Genomic DNA, 18,269 nt, shown 5'->3' on the forward strand with positions numbered 1-18,269 from the left:
GGCGCGAGGAGTGGGTGCAGTTTCTCGCGTTCAGAACAGAGCACCACCCGGAGTGTCTGTTCAGATAGCCCCGGCCTGCCTCAAGAGTTCAGTCATACGTCGCCGCACAGCGTCAGGAAACAGGCCGCAGCCACTCGCCTCTTACGTTGTCCAGCACCGCTCCATCCGCATAGAGCGCTCGCCCGCGCAACCAGGCCCGCTCCACCTTGCCCACCAACTCGCGCCCGATGAACGGCGACCAGGGGTGACGCGACTTGAGGGCCGATTCCTGCAGTGTCCAAACCGCCTGCGGGTCAACGAGGACAAGGTCGGCGTCCAGACCCACTTGAATGGCTCCCTTACGGCTGGAGAGTCCGGCGATCCGGGCAGGATTCTGACAGGCGTGGCGCGCGACGAGTTGCGCGGCGTCCTCCACACTCAGGCCGCGCCGCTGCGCCTCGGTCAGCATGAGCGGAAGGGTCAGTTGCCCGCCGTTGATCCCACCCCAGCTTTGCCAGATGTTGCCCTCTTTCAACTCGGAGGGACACGGTGAATGGTCGCTCGCCAGCGTGTCGATCTGTCCGGTCAGCAGCAGTTCCCACAATCCGTCCACGTCGGCCTGACTTCGCAGTGGCGGAGCGCATTTGGCGACGTTGCCCAGGCGCAAGAAATCCTGATCGGTCAGGATCAGGTGGTGGGCGCAGACTTCGTAGGTGACCTGCTGGCCGCCTTCCCGCGCTTCCACGATCAAGCGGGCCGCCTCCGGCAAGCTGACGTGGACGATGTGCAAGCGGCAGTCAGCAGCGCGTGCCAATCTCAGCACCCGCGCCACCGCTTCCACCTCGCTGACGGGTGGGTGGGCGTCGAGCCAGGCTGGCGTATCGCTGCGCCCCGCCGCCTGCAAGTCACCCATCAGTGTGTGAATGAGGTCGCTATTCTCGGCGTGAACCAGGAGGGGCAATCCGGCAGCGGCCAGCGCCTGCATCCCGGTGAATAGGACCCCGTCGGACGCGGCGGGAAAGGTCGGGTCGCCGGTCTCGTACATGAACGCCTTGAAGCCCGTCACGCCGCCCGCGATCAGGTCGGAAAGGTCGGCGCGGTTATCGCGAATCAGCCCGCCCCACAGCCCGAAATCCACACGGGAATGCGCCTGGGCGGCGGCCAATTTCAGCGCCAACCCTCGCGCTGTCGTGGTGGCGGGCACGGCATTGAGCGGCATCTCGACAACGGTGGTGACGCCACCTGCCGCCGCTGCCGCCGAGCCGTGCGCCCAGCCTTCCCAGTCGGTGCGGCCCGGTTCGTTGAAATGAACGTGCAAATCCACCAGCCCCGGCAGCAGCAGTTTGCCGCCCGCGTCCACCTCTTGCCGGGCGGGTTGTGCCGGGCCGATATGCACGACCTTGCCGCCCAGCACACTCACCGAGCCGCGCACCACGCCCTGCGGGGTGACGATGCGGGCATTGGTCACACACAGATCATTCACGGTCAGAGGCATCTCTCCATTGTGCAGTTCCAGGACAACGGCGCTGGAGCCTGGGGCTGTCAGCGCCGCTGTCATTTGCAGTTTGGCGTCGTTCAGATCAGAACCCGGCCCTCAGTCTGTCCCACCCTGCGTCCTGCCGCCCGCGTCAATCAGTGAATTCGGCGTCAGGTTCAGCGGGGCCTTGATCCGCCCGGCGGCGTACTCGGCCCGTTCCGGCGCGGAGGTCAGCCAGTAGACAACTGCGCCCAGCGCGACCCCGGTAAACCAGGCGAAGTTCGCCAGCGCGTGCAGCCCCGGAATGAAGGCGATGAACAGGCCCACCACCACGGCGGGAACGAGCGCCACCACGGCGGGCATGTTCCAGCCGTTGGTAAACCAGTAGCGGCTGCGCGAGTCGGCCACGTACAGGCTGTCCACGTCGATCTGCTGCTTCTTGACCAGATAGAAGTCCACCAGCAGGATGCCGAAGAGCGGCCCGATAAACGTCGCCAGCACGTCCAGCGTGTAGTGGATGACTGCCGGATTGTTGAACAGGTTCCAGGGCGTGATGAAGATGGCGGCGACAGCGGCGATAAAGCCCCCGGTGCGCCAGCTGATGCGCTTGGGATTGACGTTGGAGAAGTCGAAGGCGGGTGAAACGAAGTTGGCGACAATGTTGATGCCGATGGTGGCGGTGATGAAGGTGAATGCGCCCAGTACGGCGGCGAAGCTGTTGTCGATCAGCGACACCGTTTCAATCGGGTCGGTGATCAGCTTTCCGAATACCGGCAGCGTGCCGGACGTCGTGACCACCGTGACCACGCTGAAGGCCAGAATATTGACCGGCAACCCCCAGAAGTTGCCTTTTCTGACCTCGCCGTACGACTTGCCGTAGCGGGAGAAGTCGCCGAAATTCAGCATCGGGCCGCTGAAGTACGACACGACCAGCGCGGTAGCCGTCAGCATCGGGAAGAGCACGCCCAGACCGGTGTATTTGACCGCGCTGAGATTGAAGCTGATCTTTCCGCCTGCCCGCACCACGATGTAGATCATCAGGAGAAACATCACGATGTAGACGGCGGGGCCAGCGAAGTCGATGAACTTCTTGATAGCGTTCATGCCGAACCAGAACACGAAGGCCTGCAACGCCCACATGATCAGGAAGCCGATCCAGCCGAGGGTGGACAATCCCAGAAACGAGGTCTCGGCCAGCGGCTGAGCGCCGGGAAAGAAGCGCAGGATCAGCAGCACCAAGGCTGAGGAGGCCAGGTACGTCTGCACGCCGTACCAGGCCACCGCGATCAAGCCGCGAATGATGGCCGGCACATTGGCCCCCAGCACCCCGAACGGCATCCGGCAGGCCACCGGGTACGGCACGCCCGCCTGCTGGCTGGGTTTGGCGATCAGGTTGCACATGAAGTACAGAATGAACACGCCCGCCAGGAGCGACACGAACACCTGCCAGCTGTTGAGGCCCAGCGCAAACAGGCTTCCGGCAAACACGTAGCCGCCCACCGAATGCACGTCGCTCATCCAGAAGGCGAAGATGTTGTACCAGTTCCAGGTCTGGGGCCGCAGCGGGGCAAGGTCTTCGTTGTAGAGGCGGTCACTGTACTCCGCGGGCAGCGTGGAAACGTGGGGCGGGGCCATCTGGGGAACGGTGGTCATGCGGGGCCTCCTGAGTCAAGACAACGAAGAGTGAACGTGGGGCCGACTTGAGACGGGCGCTGCCAAGGCTGGCCCGCTGCCTCCAGAACGCTGCTACACCCCCAGGTACCGCTGAACAGCCTGGGTCGCCGTGTCTGCCGTCAGCCCGGTTTCCACTACCCGGCCCTTTTGCATCACGTAATACCTGTCGGCGAAGGCCCAGGCAAAGTCCAGGTACTGCTCGACCAGCAGCACGGCCACCCGCAGCTCCCAGCGGACGCGCAGCAGCGCCCGCTCGATGTCCTGCACGATGCTCGGCTGAATGCCCTCGGTGGGTTCGTCGAGCAGCAGGTAGCGCGGCTGGGTGACGAGCGCCCGGCCGATGGCGACCTGCTGCTGCTGCCCGCCCGACAGGTTCCCGGCCTTGCGCCCGGCCATGTCGTGCAGAATCGGAAAGAGGTCGTAGATCAGCGCCGGAATTTCACGCTTGGCTGTTTCGCGCCCCCCCAGCGCGGGCAGGCCCATCAGCAGGTTCTCGTGAACCGTCAGGTGCGAGAACAACCCCCGGCCCTGCGGTACATACGCCAGCCCGGCGCGGGCGCGGGTGAAGGCGGGATCATGCTCCACCTGCTCGCCGTCGAGTCGCACGCCGCCCCCCGACACCGGATGCAGCCCGGTGATGGTGCGCAGCAAGGTGGTTTTGCCCACCCCGTTGCGCCCGATCAGGGTCACGGCCTCGGCGTCCTTGATCTCCAGATTCACGTCCCACAGCACCTGGCTCTGGCCGTAGGCGGCGCTGACGTTCTCAAGCTTGAGCATGTGGGGTCTCCTTCGGGCGGCCCAGGTAAATCTCCATCACGTCGGCGTCGGCCCTCAAGGTGGCCAGGTCGCCCTCGCGGAACACCTGCCCCTGATGCAAGACGGTGATCGGCGCGTCCAGCAGTTCCACGAAGGCCATGTCGTGGTCGATCACCAGGACGGTGTGTTTGCCCGCCAGCGCGCGAATCAGTTCGGCGGTCTGGGCGGTCTCCTGGGCGGTCATTCCGGCGGTGGGTTCGTCGAGCAGCAGCAGTTGCGGGTCGGCGGCCACCACCATGCCGATTTCCAGCCACTGCTTTTCGCCGTGAGCCAGCAGCGCGGCTAGCATCCCGGCCTTGCCTTGCAGGCCGGTGAGACTCAGCAGTTCGTCCACCCTGGCCCGTTCGGAGGCTGCCGCACCGAGCTTGAAGCTGGCAAGCACGCCCTTGCCGCGCTTGCAGGCCACCAGCAGGTTCTCGCGTACGCTCAGGCCGTCGAGCACGCCGGGAGCCTGGAACTTGCGGCAGATGCCCAGGGTGGCGATCTTGTATTCCGGCAAGCGGGTGATGGACTGGCCCAGGTAGCGCACGTCGCCGCTGACGGGCCGCACCTTGCCGATGATGGTGTCGAGCAACGTGGATTTGCCCGCGCCGTTGGGGCCGATCAGCACCCGCAGGCTGCCCTTTTCCACCGTCAGGCTGAGGTTCTGGATGGCCTTGAAGCCGTCAAAGCTGACGGTGACGCCCTGAACGTCCAGCAGCATTTCAGGCAATGTCGGTCACCTCCTTGACTTCGCGCCGCACGGACGGCACGGTCCGCCTGACGCGGCGGTGATTCAAGAGCCCGGCCACGCCCTGCGGCAGCACCAGCACCACCAGCACGAACAGCCCGCCCATCACGTACAGCCAGGCGTCGGGCGCGGCGCTGGAAATCTTGTCCTTGGCGAGGTTGCCGAGGATCAGGCCACCCACTGCCCCGATAAGGCTGGACCGCCCGCCCAGCGCCACCCAGACGACAAGTTCGATGCTGAAGGTCACGCCGATCATGGCTGGGGAAATGGTGCCCAGATGCAGCGTATACAGTGCCCCGCTGACGCCCGACAGCAGTCCGCCCAGCGCGAAGGCGGCGATCTTGTAGGCGGCGGGATTGTAGCCCAGGAAGCGCACCCGGTTCTCGTTGTCCTTGATGGCGGTCAGGATGGCCCCGAAATGGGTTCTCAGCAGCAGGGCCGTCGCCGCCAGGCACAGCCCGAGAATCAGCAGCGTGACCCAGTAGAGGCCGCGCGCCACGCTCTCACCGCGCAAATTGATGCCCAGAAACATCTGAAAGTCGGTGATGCCGTTGGTGCCGCTGGTCAATCCCTGCGAGCCGTTGAGCCAGGTGACGAAAGCGAGCACAAGTGCCTGCGTGATGATGGAGACGTACACACCCGTGATGCGCCGCCGGAACATCAGCCAGGCGATCAGACCCGCCGCTGCCGCTGGCAAGATCAGCACCATCAAGAGGGCAAACGGAGCGCTGACAAACGGCTTCCAGAACCAGGGCAGCGCTTCGACGCCATTGTAGACCATGAAGTCGGGCAGCTCACCCTTGGCCGTTGCCATCAGTTTCAGGTGCATGGCGAGCGCGTAGCCGCCCAGCCCGAAGAAGAGTCCCTGCCCCAGGCTGAGAATCCCGCCTCTCCCCCAGACCACGCAAATGCCGATGGCGGCGATGCTCAGCGCCAGCACCCGCCCCAGCAGGGTCAGCGAATACGCGCCGAGGTAGAGCGGGGCGAAGATCAGTGCCAGGGCCGCGACGCCGATGAGCACAGTCTGTGCTGAGCGGTTCACGTTTCCTCCAGCGCCCGTGACTGCGTCGGGAACAGCCCCTTGGGCTTCCACTGGAGGAAGACCACCACCAGAATCAGCATGATCGACTGCGCCAGGCTGGAACTGGTCAGTCCCTCGGCCAGCGCGGTGGTAAAGCCCAGCAGCAGTGCCGCCGCGCCTGCGCCCAGCACGCTGCCCACGCCGCCCACGACGACGACCAGGAAGGCATTGACGATATACGCCGCGCCCACCGTCGGATTGACCGGCGAGAGCAGGGCCAGCCCCACCCCCGCCACGCCCGCGATGCCCGCGCCCAGCGCAAAGACGAGCATGTCCAGCCGCCGGGTATTGACGCCCAGTGAGGCCGCCACCTCGCGGTTCTGGTTGACGGCCCGGACGTGCATCCCGAACGGACTGCGGTTGAGGAGCCACCACATTCCGCCCAGCACCAGCGCCGAGAGGACAATCACGAACAACCGGACGTGGGGAAAAGTCAGCCCGTCCAGCACGCCGCCGTGAACGACCACCGCGCCGCTCAGCCAGGCCGGAGCCGTCACGGGCACGCCGGTACTGCCGAAAATCTGCCGTGCGGCCTGCTGCAAGATCAAGCTGATGCCCCAGGTGGCGAGCAGGGTGTCCAGCGGCCTGCCGTAAAGCCGCCGGATCACCGTGAATTCCAGGAGTGCCCCCAGCAGCGCCGTGCCGACGAACGCCAGTGGAAAGGCCAGCCACAGAAAGCCCGGCCCCATCAGCTTGGCGGCGATGAAGGTCAGGTAGCCGCCGATCATCAGGAACTCGCCGTGCGCCATGTTGATGACGCGCATCAGCCCGAAGCTGAGCGCCAGCCCCAATGCGGTCAGCAGCAGCAAGCTGGCGACGGACAGGCCGGTAAAGAGTTGGCCGGAGAGAAAGACGGGGTCCATATGGGTGGCTCCTTTGGAGGCGCAAAGCGCAGGCTGGCTTCGCGCTTTGCGCCCTCTGCTTCGCAGCTTTTCAAGTCCCCAGCACTCGTCACTTCCGCGACTCGCTTCTCCGAAGAGAGGGGGAGCTCAAAGTTTTACGGGCAGGTTTTGCCCGGAAAGGCCAGCTTGTCATAGGGCTGCGGAGCCACCACACCCTTGCTCTGACTGATGACCTTGAACTGCCCGCCCGCGCCGGACATGCCGGTGTAGACGGCCTGGGTCAGGCTGCCGTTGGCATCCACCGTGATCTTGCCCAGCGGACTGTCCATGCTGATGCCCACGATGGCCTTGCGCACCGCCATCGGGTCAAAGCTCTTGGCCTTTTCCACGGCGGCTTTCCACAGGTACACGTCCATGTAGGCGTGCGCCATCGGGTCGGTGATGGCGGTGTTCTTGCCGTACTTTTTCTGGTAAGCGGCCACGAACTTCTTGTTGGCAGCGTTCGGCAGGCTCTGGAAGTAGTTCCAGGTGGCGTACTGCCCAGTCAGCAGCGCCGGGCCGATGCTCTGGGCTTCCTGCTCGGCGATGGAGAAGCTGATCACAGGGAGTGTCTTGGCCGAGTAGCCCGCCGCCTGATACTGCTTGAAGAACGACACGTTGGAGTCGCCGTTGAGGGTGTTGATGATCACGTCGGGTTTGGCCGCCTTGATCTTGTTGATGACCGAGCTGAACTCGGTGCCGCCCAGTGGAACGTATTCCTCACCGGCCAGCGTACCTTTCATGTCGGTGATGTGCTTTTTCAGAATCAGGTTGGCGGTGCGTGGATACACGTAATCGGAACCGAGCAAGAAGATGGTTTTGTATCCCTTGCCCATGGCCCAGTCCAGCGCCGGAAGCGCTTGCTGGTTGGGCTGCGCGCCGGTGTAGACGATGTTGGGGCTGCACTCGTTGCCCTCAAACTGCACCGGGTAGAAGAGCAGGCCGCCATTTTTCTCGAAGACCGGCAGCATGGACTTGCGGCTGGCACTGGTCCACCCACCGAATACGGCGGCGACCTTGTCCTGCGTCAGCAACTTCTCGGCCTTGGTGGCGAAGGTGGGCCAGTCGGAGGCTCCGTCTTCCTTGACCACCATTATTTTCTTGCCCATCACGCCGCTCCCGGCATTGATCTCGTCGACCGCGAGCTGTGCGGCGTTGGCCACCGTGATTTCCGAGATGGACATGGTGCCGGTCAGTGAGTGCAGGATGCCGACCTTGATGGTGTCCTGGGCCAGGGCCGCGCCGCCGAGGACGCCCAGCGTGAGCAGCAGGGTGAGGTGACGCTTGCGGGCGTGAATGTCTTTCTTCATGTGTTCCCCCAGGTGTTGGTCTGGAACAAGGTGCAGGGAAAGGAGACTTCTCTCTTCCGCTTGGCTCCCATTCTTGCATCTTGTCAAAAAATTTCTTAACAAGATGCACAGACAGGCTGAGCTTAGGTGAGAAAGTCCTCCTTGCCAAGCCACTTGTTTAGAAAGGTGAGAGCAAGCCGCATTGCCCGCGCTAAGCTGACGGTCATGCCAGCCCTATTCGCCGCCCTGTAAGGAGAACCCTGTGCAACTCACCGAACGCGAGCGCGACAAACTGCTCATCTTCACGGCTGCCGAAGTGGCCCGGCGGCGCAGGGCACGCGGCCTGAAACTCAACCACCCCGAAGCGGTCGCCTACATCACTGCCGAAGTGCTCGAAGGCATCCGCGACGGGCGCAGCGTGGCCGAACTGATGGGCTGGGGCGCGACGATCCTGAGCGTGGACGACGTGATGGACGGCGTGCCGGAGCTGATTCACGACATTCAGGTGGAGGGCACCTTTCCCGACGGCACCAAGTTGGTGACCATTCACGACCCCATTCGCGGCGGGACGTCTCGGCGGGTGGCGGGCGCGTACTTACTGGAGGCTGGAGAAATCGAGCTGAACGCGGGCCGCCCTGTGACCGCGCTGATGGTCGCCAACACCGCCGACCGACCGATTCAGGTGGGCAGTCATTTTCACTTTTTTGAGGTGAACGCCGCGCTGAGCTTTGACCGCGCCGCCGCGTATGGGCAGCGGCTGGGCATTCCCGCTGGAACCGCCGTGCGCTTTGAACCCGGTGAGGAGAGAGAAGTGGAAGTCGTTCCGCTGGGCGGCAGCCGAATGGTCTACGGGATGAACAATCTGGTGGGTGGTAAGCTGGATGCGGAACGGGAAGCGGCTCTGGAACGGGCTCGGGCGGCTGGCTTCGGGGGAGTAAAGTGAAAATTTCCCGCCGCCAGTACGCCGACCTCTACGGCCCCACCACCGGCGACCGCATCCGGCTGGGCGACACCGACCTGCTGATCGAAATCGAGCGCGACCTGACCACTTACGGCGAGGAGGTCAAGTTCGGCGGCGGCAAGGTCATCCGCGACGGCCTGGGCCAGAGCAGCACCGCCACACGGCGCGACCCGAACGTTCCGGATCTGGTGATCACCAACGCCGTCATTCTGGATCACTGGGGCGTTATCAAGGCCGATGTGGGCGTCAAGAACGGGCGCATCACGGCCATCGGCAAGGCGGGCAATCCGGGTATTCAGGACGGGGTGTCGCCGGGTCTGACCATCGGGGCCAGCACCGAGATCATCGCCGGAGAAGGCCACATCCTGACGGCGGGCGGCGTGGACAGCCACATCCACTTCATCGCGCCGCAGCAGTGCTGGACGGCGCTGGAGTCGGGCGTCACCACCATGTTGGGCGGCGGCACCGGGCCGACAGCCGGGACGAGCGCCACCACCTGCACCCCCGGCGAGTGGCATATCCACCGGATGCTGGAAAGTCTGGCCGGATTGCCGCTCAATTTCGGCTTGTTGGGCAAGGGCAATGCCAGCACCAGGGAGCCGCTCGCCGAGCAGATTCGGGCCGGAGCTTTGGGCCTCAAGCTGCACGAGGACTGGGGCACGACCCCGGCAGCGATTGACGCGGCCCTCAGTGTGGCCGACGGGTACGACGTGCAGGTGGCAATCCACACCGACACCCTCAACGAATCCGGCTTCGTGGAGGATTCTATTCGGGCCTTTGCCGGGCGCACCATCCACACCTACCACACCGAAGGCGCGGGCGGCGGCCACGCGCCGGACATCATCCGGGTGGCGGGGCTGCCCAATGTCTTGCCCAGCAGCACCAACCCCACCATGCCGTTTACTGTCAACACCATCCACGAGCACCTGGACATGCTGATGGTCTGTCACCACCTCTCGCCGCGCATTCCCGAAGATGTCAGTTTTGCCGAGTCGCGCATCCGCCCCGAAACGATTGCCGCTGAGGACGTGCTGCACGATATGGGTGTGTTCTCGATGATGAGTAGCGACTCGCAGGCGATGGGCCGGGTGGGTGAGGTGATCACCCGCACCTGGCAAACCGCCCACAAGATGAAAGTGCAGCGCGGCGCACTGGCCTCTGACACACGGGCAGATAATTTCCGCGCCCGACGCTACGTCGCCAAGTACACCATCAACCCGGCCATTGCGCACGGCATCTCTCATGAGGTGGGCAGCGTGGAAATCGGCAAACTGGCCGATCTGGTGTTGTGGACACCGGCCTTCTTCGGGGCCAAGACCGCCATGATCATCAAGGGCGGCCTGGTGGTGGCTGCGCAGATGGGCGACGCCAACGCCAGCATTCCGACGCCGCAGCCGGTCTACCCGCGCCCGATGTTCGCCGCCTTCGGAGGCGGTCCGGACGCGACCTGCCTGCATTTCGTCTCGGGGGTGAGCTTACAGGAGGGCAACCTGCCGGAAGTGGGCCGCCGGTATTCCGCCGTCGAAAACACCCGCAACATCGGTAAGAAAGACATGGTCCTGAATGACGCCGCGCCGCAGATTGACGTGAATCCGGAAACCTACGAGGTGCGGGTGGACGGTCAACTGGTGACCTGCGAGCCGCTGGATGCGGTGCCGTTGGGGCAGAAGTATTTTCTGTTCTGAGGGCGGCTGAATGCACGAAGCCTCCATCGCCCTCTCCCTGGTTGAGGTCGTCCAGGACGTGTTGCGCGAGAATGGCGGCACACGCGTCAGCGCCCTGACCGTTCGCCTCGGCCAGTGGTCAGCGGTGGTGCCCGAAGCCCTGCACGCTGCCTTTCCCGCCGCTGCCCAGGGCACGCCGCTTCAGGGCGCACACCTGAGCATCGTGCGGGTGCCCGGCGTGGGCGAGTGCTCCCAGCACGGCCCGGTGACATTAGAACTCACGCGCGGCCTGCGCTGCCCGGTGTGCGGCGCACCGACGCCGAGGCTACTTCAGGGCGACGAATTGGAGCTGGACGAAGTGGAAATCGTGCCGTCCATTCTCGCCGCTGAACTCTCCAGAACCAGGCCAGCCATGGCCGAGGAAGAACCATGACCATCAATGAACCTGCTCCCCGCATCGTGACCGTTCGCCAGAACATTCTCAAAGCCAATGACCACACCGCCGCCGAGAACCGCCGGATGTTTGAGGCGGCGGGTGTGCGGGCCATTAACCTGGCGAGCAGTCCCGGCGCGGGCAAAACGGCGCTGCTGGAGCGTACCCTGAGGGATCTGGCCGCAGCGGTGCGCATGGCCGTTGCGGTGGGCGACCTCGCCACCGACAACGACGCCGCCCGGCTGCGGCAGTGGGGCGCTCAGGCGGAGCAGATCGTGACCGGCACCATCTGTCATCTGGACGCCAGCATGGTGCAGCACGTCTTGCCGCGCTTTGAGTTGCCGGATCTGGACGTGCTGTTTCTGGAAAACGTAGGTAATCTGGTGTGCCCCAGCAGCTACGATCTGGGTGAGGCCGCCCGCGCCGTGCTGATCTCTACCACCGAGGGCGAGGACAAGCCGCTCAAATACCCGACCATGTTCAACACTGCCGACGTCGTGGTAATCACCAAAATGGACATTGCCGAAGCGGTGGAATTCGACCTGGCCCTGTGCCGCGAGAACATCGACCGGGCGCGTCCGGGCGTGCCGGTGATCGAGCTGAGCAGCAAGAAAGGAACGGGACTGGAGGCGTGGTACTCGTTCGTGCGGGGCGAGCACCCTTGACTCGCCTGACGGGATTACGCCGCCCTGTCCTGCCGGGGGGAGCCGACGGGCCGATGAGCGAAGCTGCGGATGCCCCAACCGTTCTCGTGCCCATGACCGCCGTGGACCGCCGCCGGGTTCGCCGCCGCCTGATCGCCCCGGACAGTACGGAGTTGTTGCTGGCCTTCCCGACTGGCACGGTGCTGGTGCCCGGCAGCTTGCTGGCTGAACTGGGCGGCACGGCCTACATCGTGGCCGCCGCGCCGGAAGACGTGGCCGCCGTCACGCCGCGCACGCTGCGCGAGGCCGCCGCCGTCGCGCACGCGATCGGCAATCTGCACCGCGATTTCATCCCGGACGGCGAGGTGTTCCTGGCGCTCTGGGACGCTCCGCTGGAATGGTTGCTGACCCGGCTGGGCGTGCCGTTCGCGCGCCAGACCCGGCCCTTTCACGGGCGCAGCAGCTGGGAACACGAAACATGAACCTCCGCCTGCTGCAACTGGCCGACTCCGCCTTTCCCAGCGGCGCGTACGCTTTCAGTGACGGCCTGGAAACGCTGACGGTGCGCGGCGAGGTCCGCACGGCAGCGGAGTTGAAAGCTTTTTTATGCGGCCAACTCGCCCACGGCTGGGGCCAGCAGGACGCGCCCGCCTGCGCCCTGGCCTGGACAGGCATGCTCAGAGCCGCGCCGGATGAACTCGACGCCCTACTGGACGATCTCAAGCTGGTGCGTGGGCCGCGTGAGGCCAGCTTGCGCGTCGGAGCCAACCTGCGCCGGGCCGCCCTCTCGCTGTGGCCGGAAGAACTTTCGACCTTGCCGCCCACCCGCCACCACGCCCCCACCTTCGGCGCGGTGGCCGCCGCACTGGGTGCGTCTCAGGCCGACACCGTCACGGCGTATGTGAGTTCCTGGCTGCTGGGGCGGGTGGCCGCCGCCACCAAACTGATGAAACTCGGCGGCCTGGACGCGCAGCGGGCCGCGCGGCAGGCCGGGGATGCGGCGCAGGACTGCATTCAGCACGCGCTGAGGGCCACCGTCAGCGACCTGGGCGGTTTCTCCCCACTGCTGGACATCGCGGCGGCGGAGCAGCCTGGCCTGGACAGTCGGCTGTTTCAGACGTGAGGCCCGCCGGAATGCGCCAGACTGGAGCCATGTCTCCCGAAACGCCCAGCCACCTCCCGCTCAAGATCGGCGTCGGAGGGCCGGTCGGCTCCGGCAAAACCGCGCTGCTCGAAGTGCTGTGCCGCGAGTTGCGTGGCCGCTACGACCTGGCTGTGATCACCAACGACATTTACACCTTTGAGGACCAGCGCATCCTGACCGCTGCCGCCGCGCTGAGTCCTGAGCGCATCCGGGGCGTGCAGACCGGCGGCTGCCCGCACACCGCCATCCGCGAGGACACGTCGCTGAATCAGGAAGCGGTGGAAGCCTTGCAAAGCGAGTTTCCCGGTCTGGACCTGATCTTCATCGAATCGGGCGGCGACAATCTGGCGTCCTCGTTTTCGCCGGAACTAGTGGACGCCTGGCTGTTCGTGCTGGACGTGTCGGGCGGCGAGAAGGTACCGCGCAAGGGTGGGCCGGGCGTGCGGTACTCCGACCTGCTGATCATCAACAAAATAGACCTCGCACCCAATGTGGGGGCCGATCTGCGCGTGATGGACGCCGACGCCAGGGCGCAGCGCAGCGTGCTTCATCAATCCGGGCGGAGTGAACCTGGGCCAGAACAAATCAGACCGTTCATCTTCACCGATCTCAAGCGTGGCCTGGGGGTGCGGGACGTGATCGCCTGGATCGAGCACGATCTGCTGTTCAAGCCGGTTGCGCCGCCGCGCATCGGACTGGTTTGATTCCCGCTGCGGCGGCCAGCCTGGGGCAGCAGACCCGCACCGGGGCGCTGCACCTCACCTTCGAGCGGCGGGCCGCACAGACCGTTCTGGTGGGCGAGTTTCAGAAAGCGCCGCTGATGATCGTTCGGCCCTTTGCCTTGCCGTGCGGCACCCTCAGCGTGTTCGTGGTCAATCCCACCGGCGGCCTGCTGGGCGGCGACCACAACGATATTCAGATCTCGGTGGGACCGGGAGCCAGGGTGCTGGTCCTGACCCAGTCTGCCACCCGCGTTCAGCCCTCGGCGTCGGGCACGGCGGCCACCCAGACAGTGCAGTTGGCTGTCGCTGCTGGTGGACGGCTGGAATACTACCCCGAGCGCGTTCTTCCTTTCGCCGGAAGCCGCTTGGTTCAAAGCCTGCGGGCGAGCCTGGAACCCGGCGCGGAACTGGGCCTGACCGAAACCCTGGCGTCCGGACGCGTTCTGTCGGGCGAGCGGCTCAAGTTTGCCGAGTACCGCAGCCGCACAGAAGTCTGGTGCGGGCCGCAGCGCCTTTACCTGGATCAGTGGCGGCTCTCTCCCAGTCCGCAGACCCGCGCTCCGGGAATCTGGGGTGAGTTGGACTACGCGGCGTCGGGCGTGTTCGTCGGGCCGGGCACCATTCAGGACTGGCCCGCCGAACTTGGAAGGCTCGCCAGCGGCCTCACGGCAAGCGGCGCGGTCTGGCTCCGGGCAGCGGCAGCCCGAGGCCCACTGCTGGACGCCGATCTGGGCGCGGCGCGGCAAGCCCTCCGGCAGCAGCTTTTCGGAGCGTCGCCCCTTCAGATCCGGCGCTGAGTGGGCCCGCAGATCCCGTCAACTCAAGCGTCGAATCCCGGTACTTACACCGACTTCATGCCTTCGAACGGTTCTTTGCACGCGTTGCACACGTACATCCGCTTGCACAGCGCCGAGCCGAACGAGGCGGTCATACGGGTGTCGAACGAGCCGCAGCGCGGGCAGCTTACCGGACTCAGTTCCAGCGTCACGAAGGGGTCACTCTCTCCGGCGATACCAGGCGGCGCAATGCCGTACTGTTCCAGCTTGGCGCGGGCGGGCGCGGTAATGTCGTCGGTGCTCCACGGCGGGCTGATGACAGTCTCCACGCGGATGGTTTCGAAGCCCAGCGGTGCAACGGCTCTTTCGATGTCCTGCCGGATGACATGCAGGGCGGGGCAGCCGGAGAAGGTGGGCGTGAATTTCACGGTGGCCCGCCCGCCCTCAATCTCCACGCCGCGCACCATGCCCATCTCCACGATGTTGACCACCGGAATTTCCGGGTCGGTGACGCTGATGAGGGCGTCCCAGACGGCGCTCTCGGCGGCCGTGTTCATGGATGAGGTGCTTACCACGCCGTCATCTCGGCGTACTGGCGGTTGACACCCTGAAACTCGGCCAGCAGCAGGGCGAGGTGCTCGGTGTGCGTGCCGCGTGCCACCGGCTCGGCACCAGGCGGGGTCAGGCCGCAGCGGGTCAGGTGGGCCGTCACCAGCGGAAGCCAGCGGGCTTTGATTTGTGTGGGGTCGGGCAGCAAGCCAGCTTCAATGCCTGCCTGCTCGCCCTCCAGCGGCTCGAACAGGCCCAGCGCGTACGGCCAGACGGCCTGCAGCGCGGCGCGGGTGCGCCGCTCACTTTCCGGTGTGCCCAGAGCCAAGCGCTCCACCCAGGCCGCCGTATGCTGAAGGTGGAACCGCTCCTCGCGTAGGGCCAGCGCCGCCGCCTGGGCCAGCGGTGTGTGCGTGCTGGCCTTCGCCGCGTCCTGCCACAACGCCTCATAGGCGTCGAACAGGTACTGCCGCACCATCGTGAAAGCCCAGTCGCCTTTGGGCAGTTCAGTCAGGGCCGAATTGCGAAACTCGTCGGGGCCGCGCCGGAAGGCCAGCCCATCGGGGTCGGAGCCGTCCAGCGTTTTGCGGAGGTCCAGCCAGCCCATCGCGTGCCCCAGTTCGTCCTGCGCGATGTTTGCCAGCGCGATGTCCTCTTCCAGAATCGGTGCGTGCCCGGTCCACTCGGCGTCGCGGTGCGAGAGCAGCAGCTCATCATCGGCCAGCACGGTCAGGCGCAGGATCAGGGCCTGGGTCTGTTCGGAAGTCAGGTCAGTCATGTTTCACCCTGGGGTTGCGCTCGCTGACATGTTTGCCCACCACGCCGTAAGCGCTCTGCTGCTTGTAGGTCTTGTCTTTAGCGGGAGCGAACCAGCTCTCCACCGTCTCGGCGTCTTCAGGGCTGCCCACGAACGCCGACACCGGAATCACCCACCACGCCAGAAGTTCGTCACCAAACTGGCTTCGAGCGGCCTCCAGCGCGGCCTGCGGGCATGCCGCCTCCAGCATGCCGAGTTCGTCCACGAAGGTCATGCTGCGCTTGTGGGTCTTCTTGCCGAAAATGCGGTACGACTGAACCTCGCCGCTGTGACCGGGCAACGTCTGTCCGTTCTCCAGTTCTTCACGGGTCACGGAGAAGATGTCCTGCTCGCGCACCGCCCACAGGCTCACCGCTGCCGGCCGCCGGGCGAACACACTGCGGGCCGTCAGCAGGGCATGGTCGGGGTCGGTGGCGTGAACGCTGCCCACCGCCTGATGCACCTTGCCGGCCGTGTCCTGCTTGAAAATTTCCCAGCGCGGCCACTGGGTATCAGGGGCTTGAGCATCCTGAGATTGGGCACTGTGAACATCCACGCCGTTCATTAGTCCGCCGCCTGCGCCCGCTGCCTCTCCCCGTACGCCAGCATCGCCTCGCGCACCCAGGCCCCGTCGTCGTGTGCGGCGTTGCGGGTGGCCAGTCGCTCCTTGTTCAGGCCCATCTGGCCCTTCACCACCGCCCAGAACTCATCCCAGTTGATCGGCCCGTGAATCCAGTTGCCGTCCGCGTCCTGGTGCAAGTCGGCGTCGGGCAGGGTCAGGCCGAGTTCCAGCAATTCCGGCACGTGCTCGTTGAGGTACTCCTGGCGCACCTGATCGTTGCTCTTGGTCTTGATGCCCCAGTTGCTCATCACACCGCTGTTGGTGCTGTCCTTGTCGTGCGGCCCCAGCATCATCACGCTCGGCCACCACCAGCGGGTCAGGGCGTCCTGGGCCAGCGCCCGCTGCTCGGGGGTGCCCTGCGCATACTGCACGATCATTTCCTTGCCCTGCTTGTGGTGAAAGGTCTCCTCCGAGCAGATGCGGACCATCGCCCGCGAGTAAGGGCCGTAGCTGCACCCGGCCAGCATGGTCTGGTTCTTGATGGCCGCGCCGTCCACCAGCCAGCCGATCATGCCCACGTCGGCCCAGCTCTCGGTCGGGTAGTTGAAGATGCTGGAATACTTGGCCTTGCCGCTCAGCAGGGCGTCCACCAGTTCCTCCCGCGCCGCGCCCAGCGTTTCGGCGGCGTGGTAGAGGTACTGCCCGTGCCCGGCCTCGTCCTGCACCTTGGCCATCAGAATCAGCTTGCGGCGCAGGCTCGGCGCGCGGCTGATCCACTCGCCTTCCGGCAGCATCCCGACCACCTCGCTGTGCGCGTGCTGCGAGATCATCCGGATCAGCTGGCGGCGGTACTCGGCGGGCATCCAGTCGCCCGGCTCGATCTTCTCGCCCCGGACGATGCGGGCCTCGAAAGCGGCGTGCTGCTCAGCGGTTTCGGCAGCCTGGGTCTTTAGGGTCGCGGTCATGGCATTCCTCCTGCGGAACGAGAGCGAAGACTGAACTAACGTTTGTTAGGCTCAGTATACACCACAGCAAATCCAAGTTCAATTGCATTCCCTTGCTGCTTCACCCTTCTCTACCTCGCCATCTTGAGCAGCCGCTTGATGTTGCCCGCGAAGAGCTGCTTCAGTTCCCCGCCCTTGATGCCCACACTCCAGGCCGCCCGCAATTGATCCTCGACGTACTGCCGGGCCAGGCCGCGCGGAAACGAGGCGCTGTCCGTACCGAACACGATGCGCTCCGGGCCGATGGTTTCGTAGAATCGCCGGTAGAGGTCTTCCAGGCTGAGGCGCTGGTCCATCCAGCGCGTCCACTCGTTGTTGCCGCTGGTGTCCACAACCACATTTGGGCAAGCCCAGGCCAGTTGCAGCGCTTCCCGGACGTAGCCGCAGCCGAAGTGGGGCACGATGAAGGTCACGTCGGGAAAGCCCTTGGCCACGTCGTGCAAGGTCAGCGGGTCAATGCTGGGGCCATTGCCGACCCCACCCGCGCCGCCCAGGATGCCGAAGTGGATCAGCACCGGGACCTGCAAGTCCTCGGCAGCCTGCCACAGCGGGTAAAATTGCCGGTCGTCAATGCGCTGGCGCAGGCTGGTGGCGAACATCTTGTAGCCGCTCAGCCCCAGCTCCGTCACCGCCCGGCGCAGTTCGGGTCCGGCTTGCGGGTGGCCCGGCTCGTGGTGCGCCAGACCGTGAAAGCGCGCATCGGCAGCGCACACCTGCGCCAGTCGTTCGTTACCGCCGCCGGTGACCCACAGGATTCCGCCGACGTGGTGCCGGTCCAGCTCCGCGCTCCAGCGCCGGGCCACCTCGGCAGGGTCGTTGCCGTCCGCGCCCGGGAAGGGAAAGCTGTAGCCGCGCCACCACTCCTTCTGAAGTTCGGCATTGCGGGCGTTGATCTGATCGAATTTGGCTTGCCCGAACCTCTGCCCGTACCACGCACCGAACTGACCGTGATCGCTGTAGAGCGGCGGTTGCCCCAGCGGGCTGAGGTCCAGCGCCCCCGGCTGCCAGCCCACTGGAAAGTGGGCGTGGGCGTCGAACACCTCGGTCAGCCAGGGGGAAACAGGGTCAGCACTGGCGGTCATGGTCA

Annotated in this window: 20 protein-coding genes; 8 read left to right on the plus strand and 12 right to left on the minus strand. The window is 65.3% G+C overall.

What is annotated here, in order from left to right; all coding sequences use genetic code 11:
• Positions 1-112: 112 nt before the first annotated feature.
• The 7 genes from allB to urtA all read right to left on the minus strand — a co-directional run bounded on the left by allB (position 113) and on the right by urtA (position 7,948).
• A complete protein-coding gene (gene allB, locus GUI70_RS04035) occupies positions 113-1,474 on the minus strand; it encodes an allantoinase AllB (RefSeq protein WP_161881015.1) in 1,362 nt (453 codons plus the stop codon).
• 99 nt (positions 1,475-1,573) lie between these two features.
• The gene (locus GUI70_RS04040) at positions 1,574-3,109 is read right to left on the minus strand and encodes an NCS1 family nucleobase:cation symporter-1 (protein ID WP_237724685.1); all 1,536 of its coding nucleotides are present in this window, start codon (positions 3,107-3,109) and stop codon (positions 1,574-1,576) included.
• Between the two features lie 93 nt (positions 3,110-3,202).
• Complete coding sequence (gene urtE / locus GUI70_RS04045; protein WP_161881016.1) at positions 3,203-3,907, minus strand: urea ABC transporter ATP-binding subunit UrtE; 705 nt, start codon at positions 3,905-3,907, stop codon at positions 3,203-3,205.
• Positions 3,894-4,649: an urea ABC transporter ATP-binding protein UrtD gene (gene urtD / locus GUI70_RS04050; RefSeq protein WP_161881090.1), complete on the minus strand. Its 756-nt coding sequence runs from the start codon at positions 4,647-4,649 to the stop codon at positions 3,894-3,896. The genes urtE and urtD overlap by 14 nt, the downstream gene beginning before the upstream one ends.
• 1 nt (position 4,650) lies before the next feature.
• Positions 4,651-5,718: an urea ABC transporter permease subunit UrtC gene (gene urtC / locus GUI70_RS04055; RefSeq protein ID WP_161881017.1), complete on the minus strand. Its 1,068-nt coding sequence runs from the start codon at positions 5,716-5,718 to the stop codon at positions 4,651-4,653.
• On the minus strand, positions 5,715-6,620 hold the full coding sequence (gene urtB / locus GUI70_RS04060) for an urea ABC transporter permease subunit UrtB (RefSeq protein WP_161881018.1): 906 nt from the start codon (positions 6,618-6,620) through the stop codon (positions 5,715-5,717). The genes urtC and urtB overlap by 4 nt, the downstream gene beginning before the upstream one ends.
• Positions 6,621-6,754: 134 nt before the next feature.
• Positions 6,755-7,948, minus strand: a complete 1,194-nt coding sequence (urtA, locus tag GUI70_RS04065) for an urea ABC transporter substrate-binding protein (protein ID WP_161881019.1) — start codon at positions 7,946-7,948, stop codon at positions 6,755-6,757.
• 241 nt (positions 7,949-8,189) lie between these two features.
• On the opposite strand from urtA, the gene GUI70_RS04070 reads away from it, so the two are divergent.
• The 8 genes from GUI70_RS04070 to GUI70_RS04105 are packed head-to-tail and all read left to right on the plus strand — an operon-like array spanning position 8,190 to position 14,292.
• Positions 8,190-8,870, plus strand: a complete 681-nt coding sequence (locus GUI70_RS04070) for an urease subunit gamma (protein ID WP_161881020.1) — start codon at positions 8,190-8,192, stop codon at positions 8,868-8,870.
• The gene (gene ureC / locus GUI70_RS04075) at positions 8,867-10,573 is read left to right on the plus strand and encodes an urease subunit alpha (protein WP_161881021.1); all 1,707 of its coding nucleotides are present in this window, start codon (positions 8,867-8,869) and stop codon (positions 10,571-10,573) included. The genes GUI70_RS04070 and ureC overlap by 4 nt, the downstream gene beginning before the upstream one ends.
• A gap of 10 nt (positions 10,574-10,583) precedes the next feature.
• A complete protein-coding gene (locus tag GUI70_RS04080) occupies positions 10,584-10,985 on the plus strand; it encodes a hydrogenase maturation nickel metallochaperone HypA/HybF (protein ID WP_161881022.1) in 402 nt (133 codons plus the stop codon).
• Positions 10,982-11,650 carry a hydrogenase nickel incorporation protein HypB gene (gene hypB / locus GUI70_RS04085; protein ID WP_161881023.1) on the plus strand — a complete coding sequence of 223 codons (669 nt, stop codon included), beginning with the start codon at positions 10,982-10,984 and terminating at the stop codon, positions 11,648-11,650. The genes GUI70_RS04080 and hypB overlap by 4 nt, the downstream gene beginning before the upstream one ends.
• Positions 11,651-11,703: 53 nt before the next feature.
• The gene (locus GUI70_RS04090) at positions 11,704-12,111 is read left to right on the plus strand and encodes an urease accessory protein UreE (RefSeq protein WP_237724686.1); all 408 of its coding nucleotides are present in this window, start codon (positions 11,704-11,706) and stop codon (positions 12,109-12,111) included.
• Positions 12,108-12,752, plus strand: coding sequence for an urease accessory protein UreF (locus tag GUI70_RS04095; RefSeq protein ID WP_161881025.1), 645 nt, complete (start codon positions 12,108-12,110; stop codon positions 12,750-12,752). The genes GUI70_RS04090 and GUI70_RS04095 overlap by 4 nt, the downstream gene beginning before the upstream one ends.
• A 29-nt stretch (positions 12,753-12,781) precedes the next feature.
• On the plus strand, positions 12,782-13,477 hold the full coding sequence (ureG, locus tag GUI70_RS04100; protein ID WP_161881026.1) for an urease accessory protein UreG: 696 nt from the start codon (positions 12,782-12,784) through the stop codon (positions 13,475-13,477).
• Positions 13,474-14,292 carry an urease accessory protein UreD gene (locus tag GUI70_RS04105; RefSeq protein WP_237724687.1) on the plus strand — a complete coding sequence of 273 codons (819 nt, stop codon included), beginning with the start codon at positions 13,474-13,476 and terminating at the stop codon, positions 14,290-14,292. Before ureG ends, GUI70_RS04105 begins: the two co-directional genes overlap by 4 nt.
• Positions 14,293-14,336: 44 nt before the next feature.
• On the opposite strand, the gene paaD is transcribed toward GUI70_RS04105, so the two are convergent.
• From paaD to GUI70_RS04130, 5 genes are all read right to left on the minus strand, one after another.
• Positions 14,337-14,828 (minus strand): 1,2-phenylacetyl-CoA epoxidase subunit PaaD, encoded by a 492-nt coding sequence (paaD, locus tag GUI70_RS04110; protein WP_161881027.1) that lies wholly within the window; start codon positions 14,826-14,828, stop codon positions 14,337-14,339.
• A gap of 11 nt (positions 14,829-14,839) precedes the next feature.
• Positions 14,840-15,598, minus strand: coding sequence for a 1,2-phenylacetyl-CoA epoxidase subunit PaaC (gene paaC / locus GUI70_RS04115; protein WP_161881028.1), 759 nt, complete (start codon positions 15,596-15,598; stop codon positions 14,840-14,842).
• Positions 15,591-16,181 carry a phenylacetic acid degradation protein gene (locus GUI70_RS04120; protein WP_161881029.1) on the minus strand — a complete coding sequence of 197 codons (591 nt, stop codon included), beginning with the start codon at positions 16,179-16,181 and terminating at the stop codon, positions 15,591-15,593. Before GUI70_RS04120 ends, paaC begins: the two co-directional genes overlap by 8 nt.
• Positions 16,181-17,143, minus strand: coding sequence for a 1,2-phenylacetyl-CoA epoxidase subunit PaaA (gene paaA / locus GUI70_RS04125; protein WP_161881030.1), 963 nt, complete (start codon positions 17,141-17,143; stop codon positions 16,181-16,183). The genes GUI70_RS04120 and paaA overlap by 1 nt, the downstream gene beginning before the upstream one ends.
• A 110-nt stretch (positions 17,144-17,253) precedes the next feature.
• Positions 17,254-18,264, minus strand: a complete 1,011-nt coding sequence (locus tag GUI70_RS04130) for an amidohydrolase family protein (RefSeq protein WP_161881031.1) — start codon at positions 18,262-18,264, stop codon at positions 17,254-17,256.
• Positions 18,265-18,269 lie beyond the last annotated feature (5 nt).

Source organism: Deinococcus alpinitundrae (genome assembly GCF_009982895.1).
In the GTDB taxonomy this organism is placed as follows: Bacteria; Deinococcota; Deinococci; order Deinococcales; family Deinococcaceae; genus Deinococcus; species Deinococcus alpinitundrae.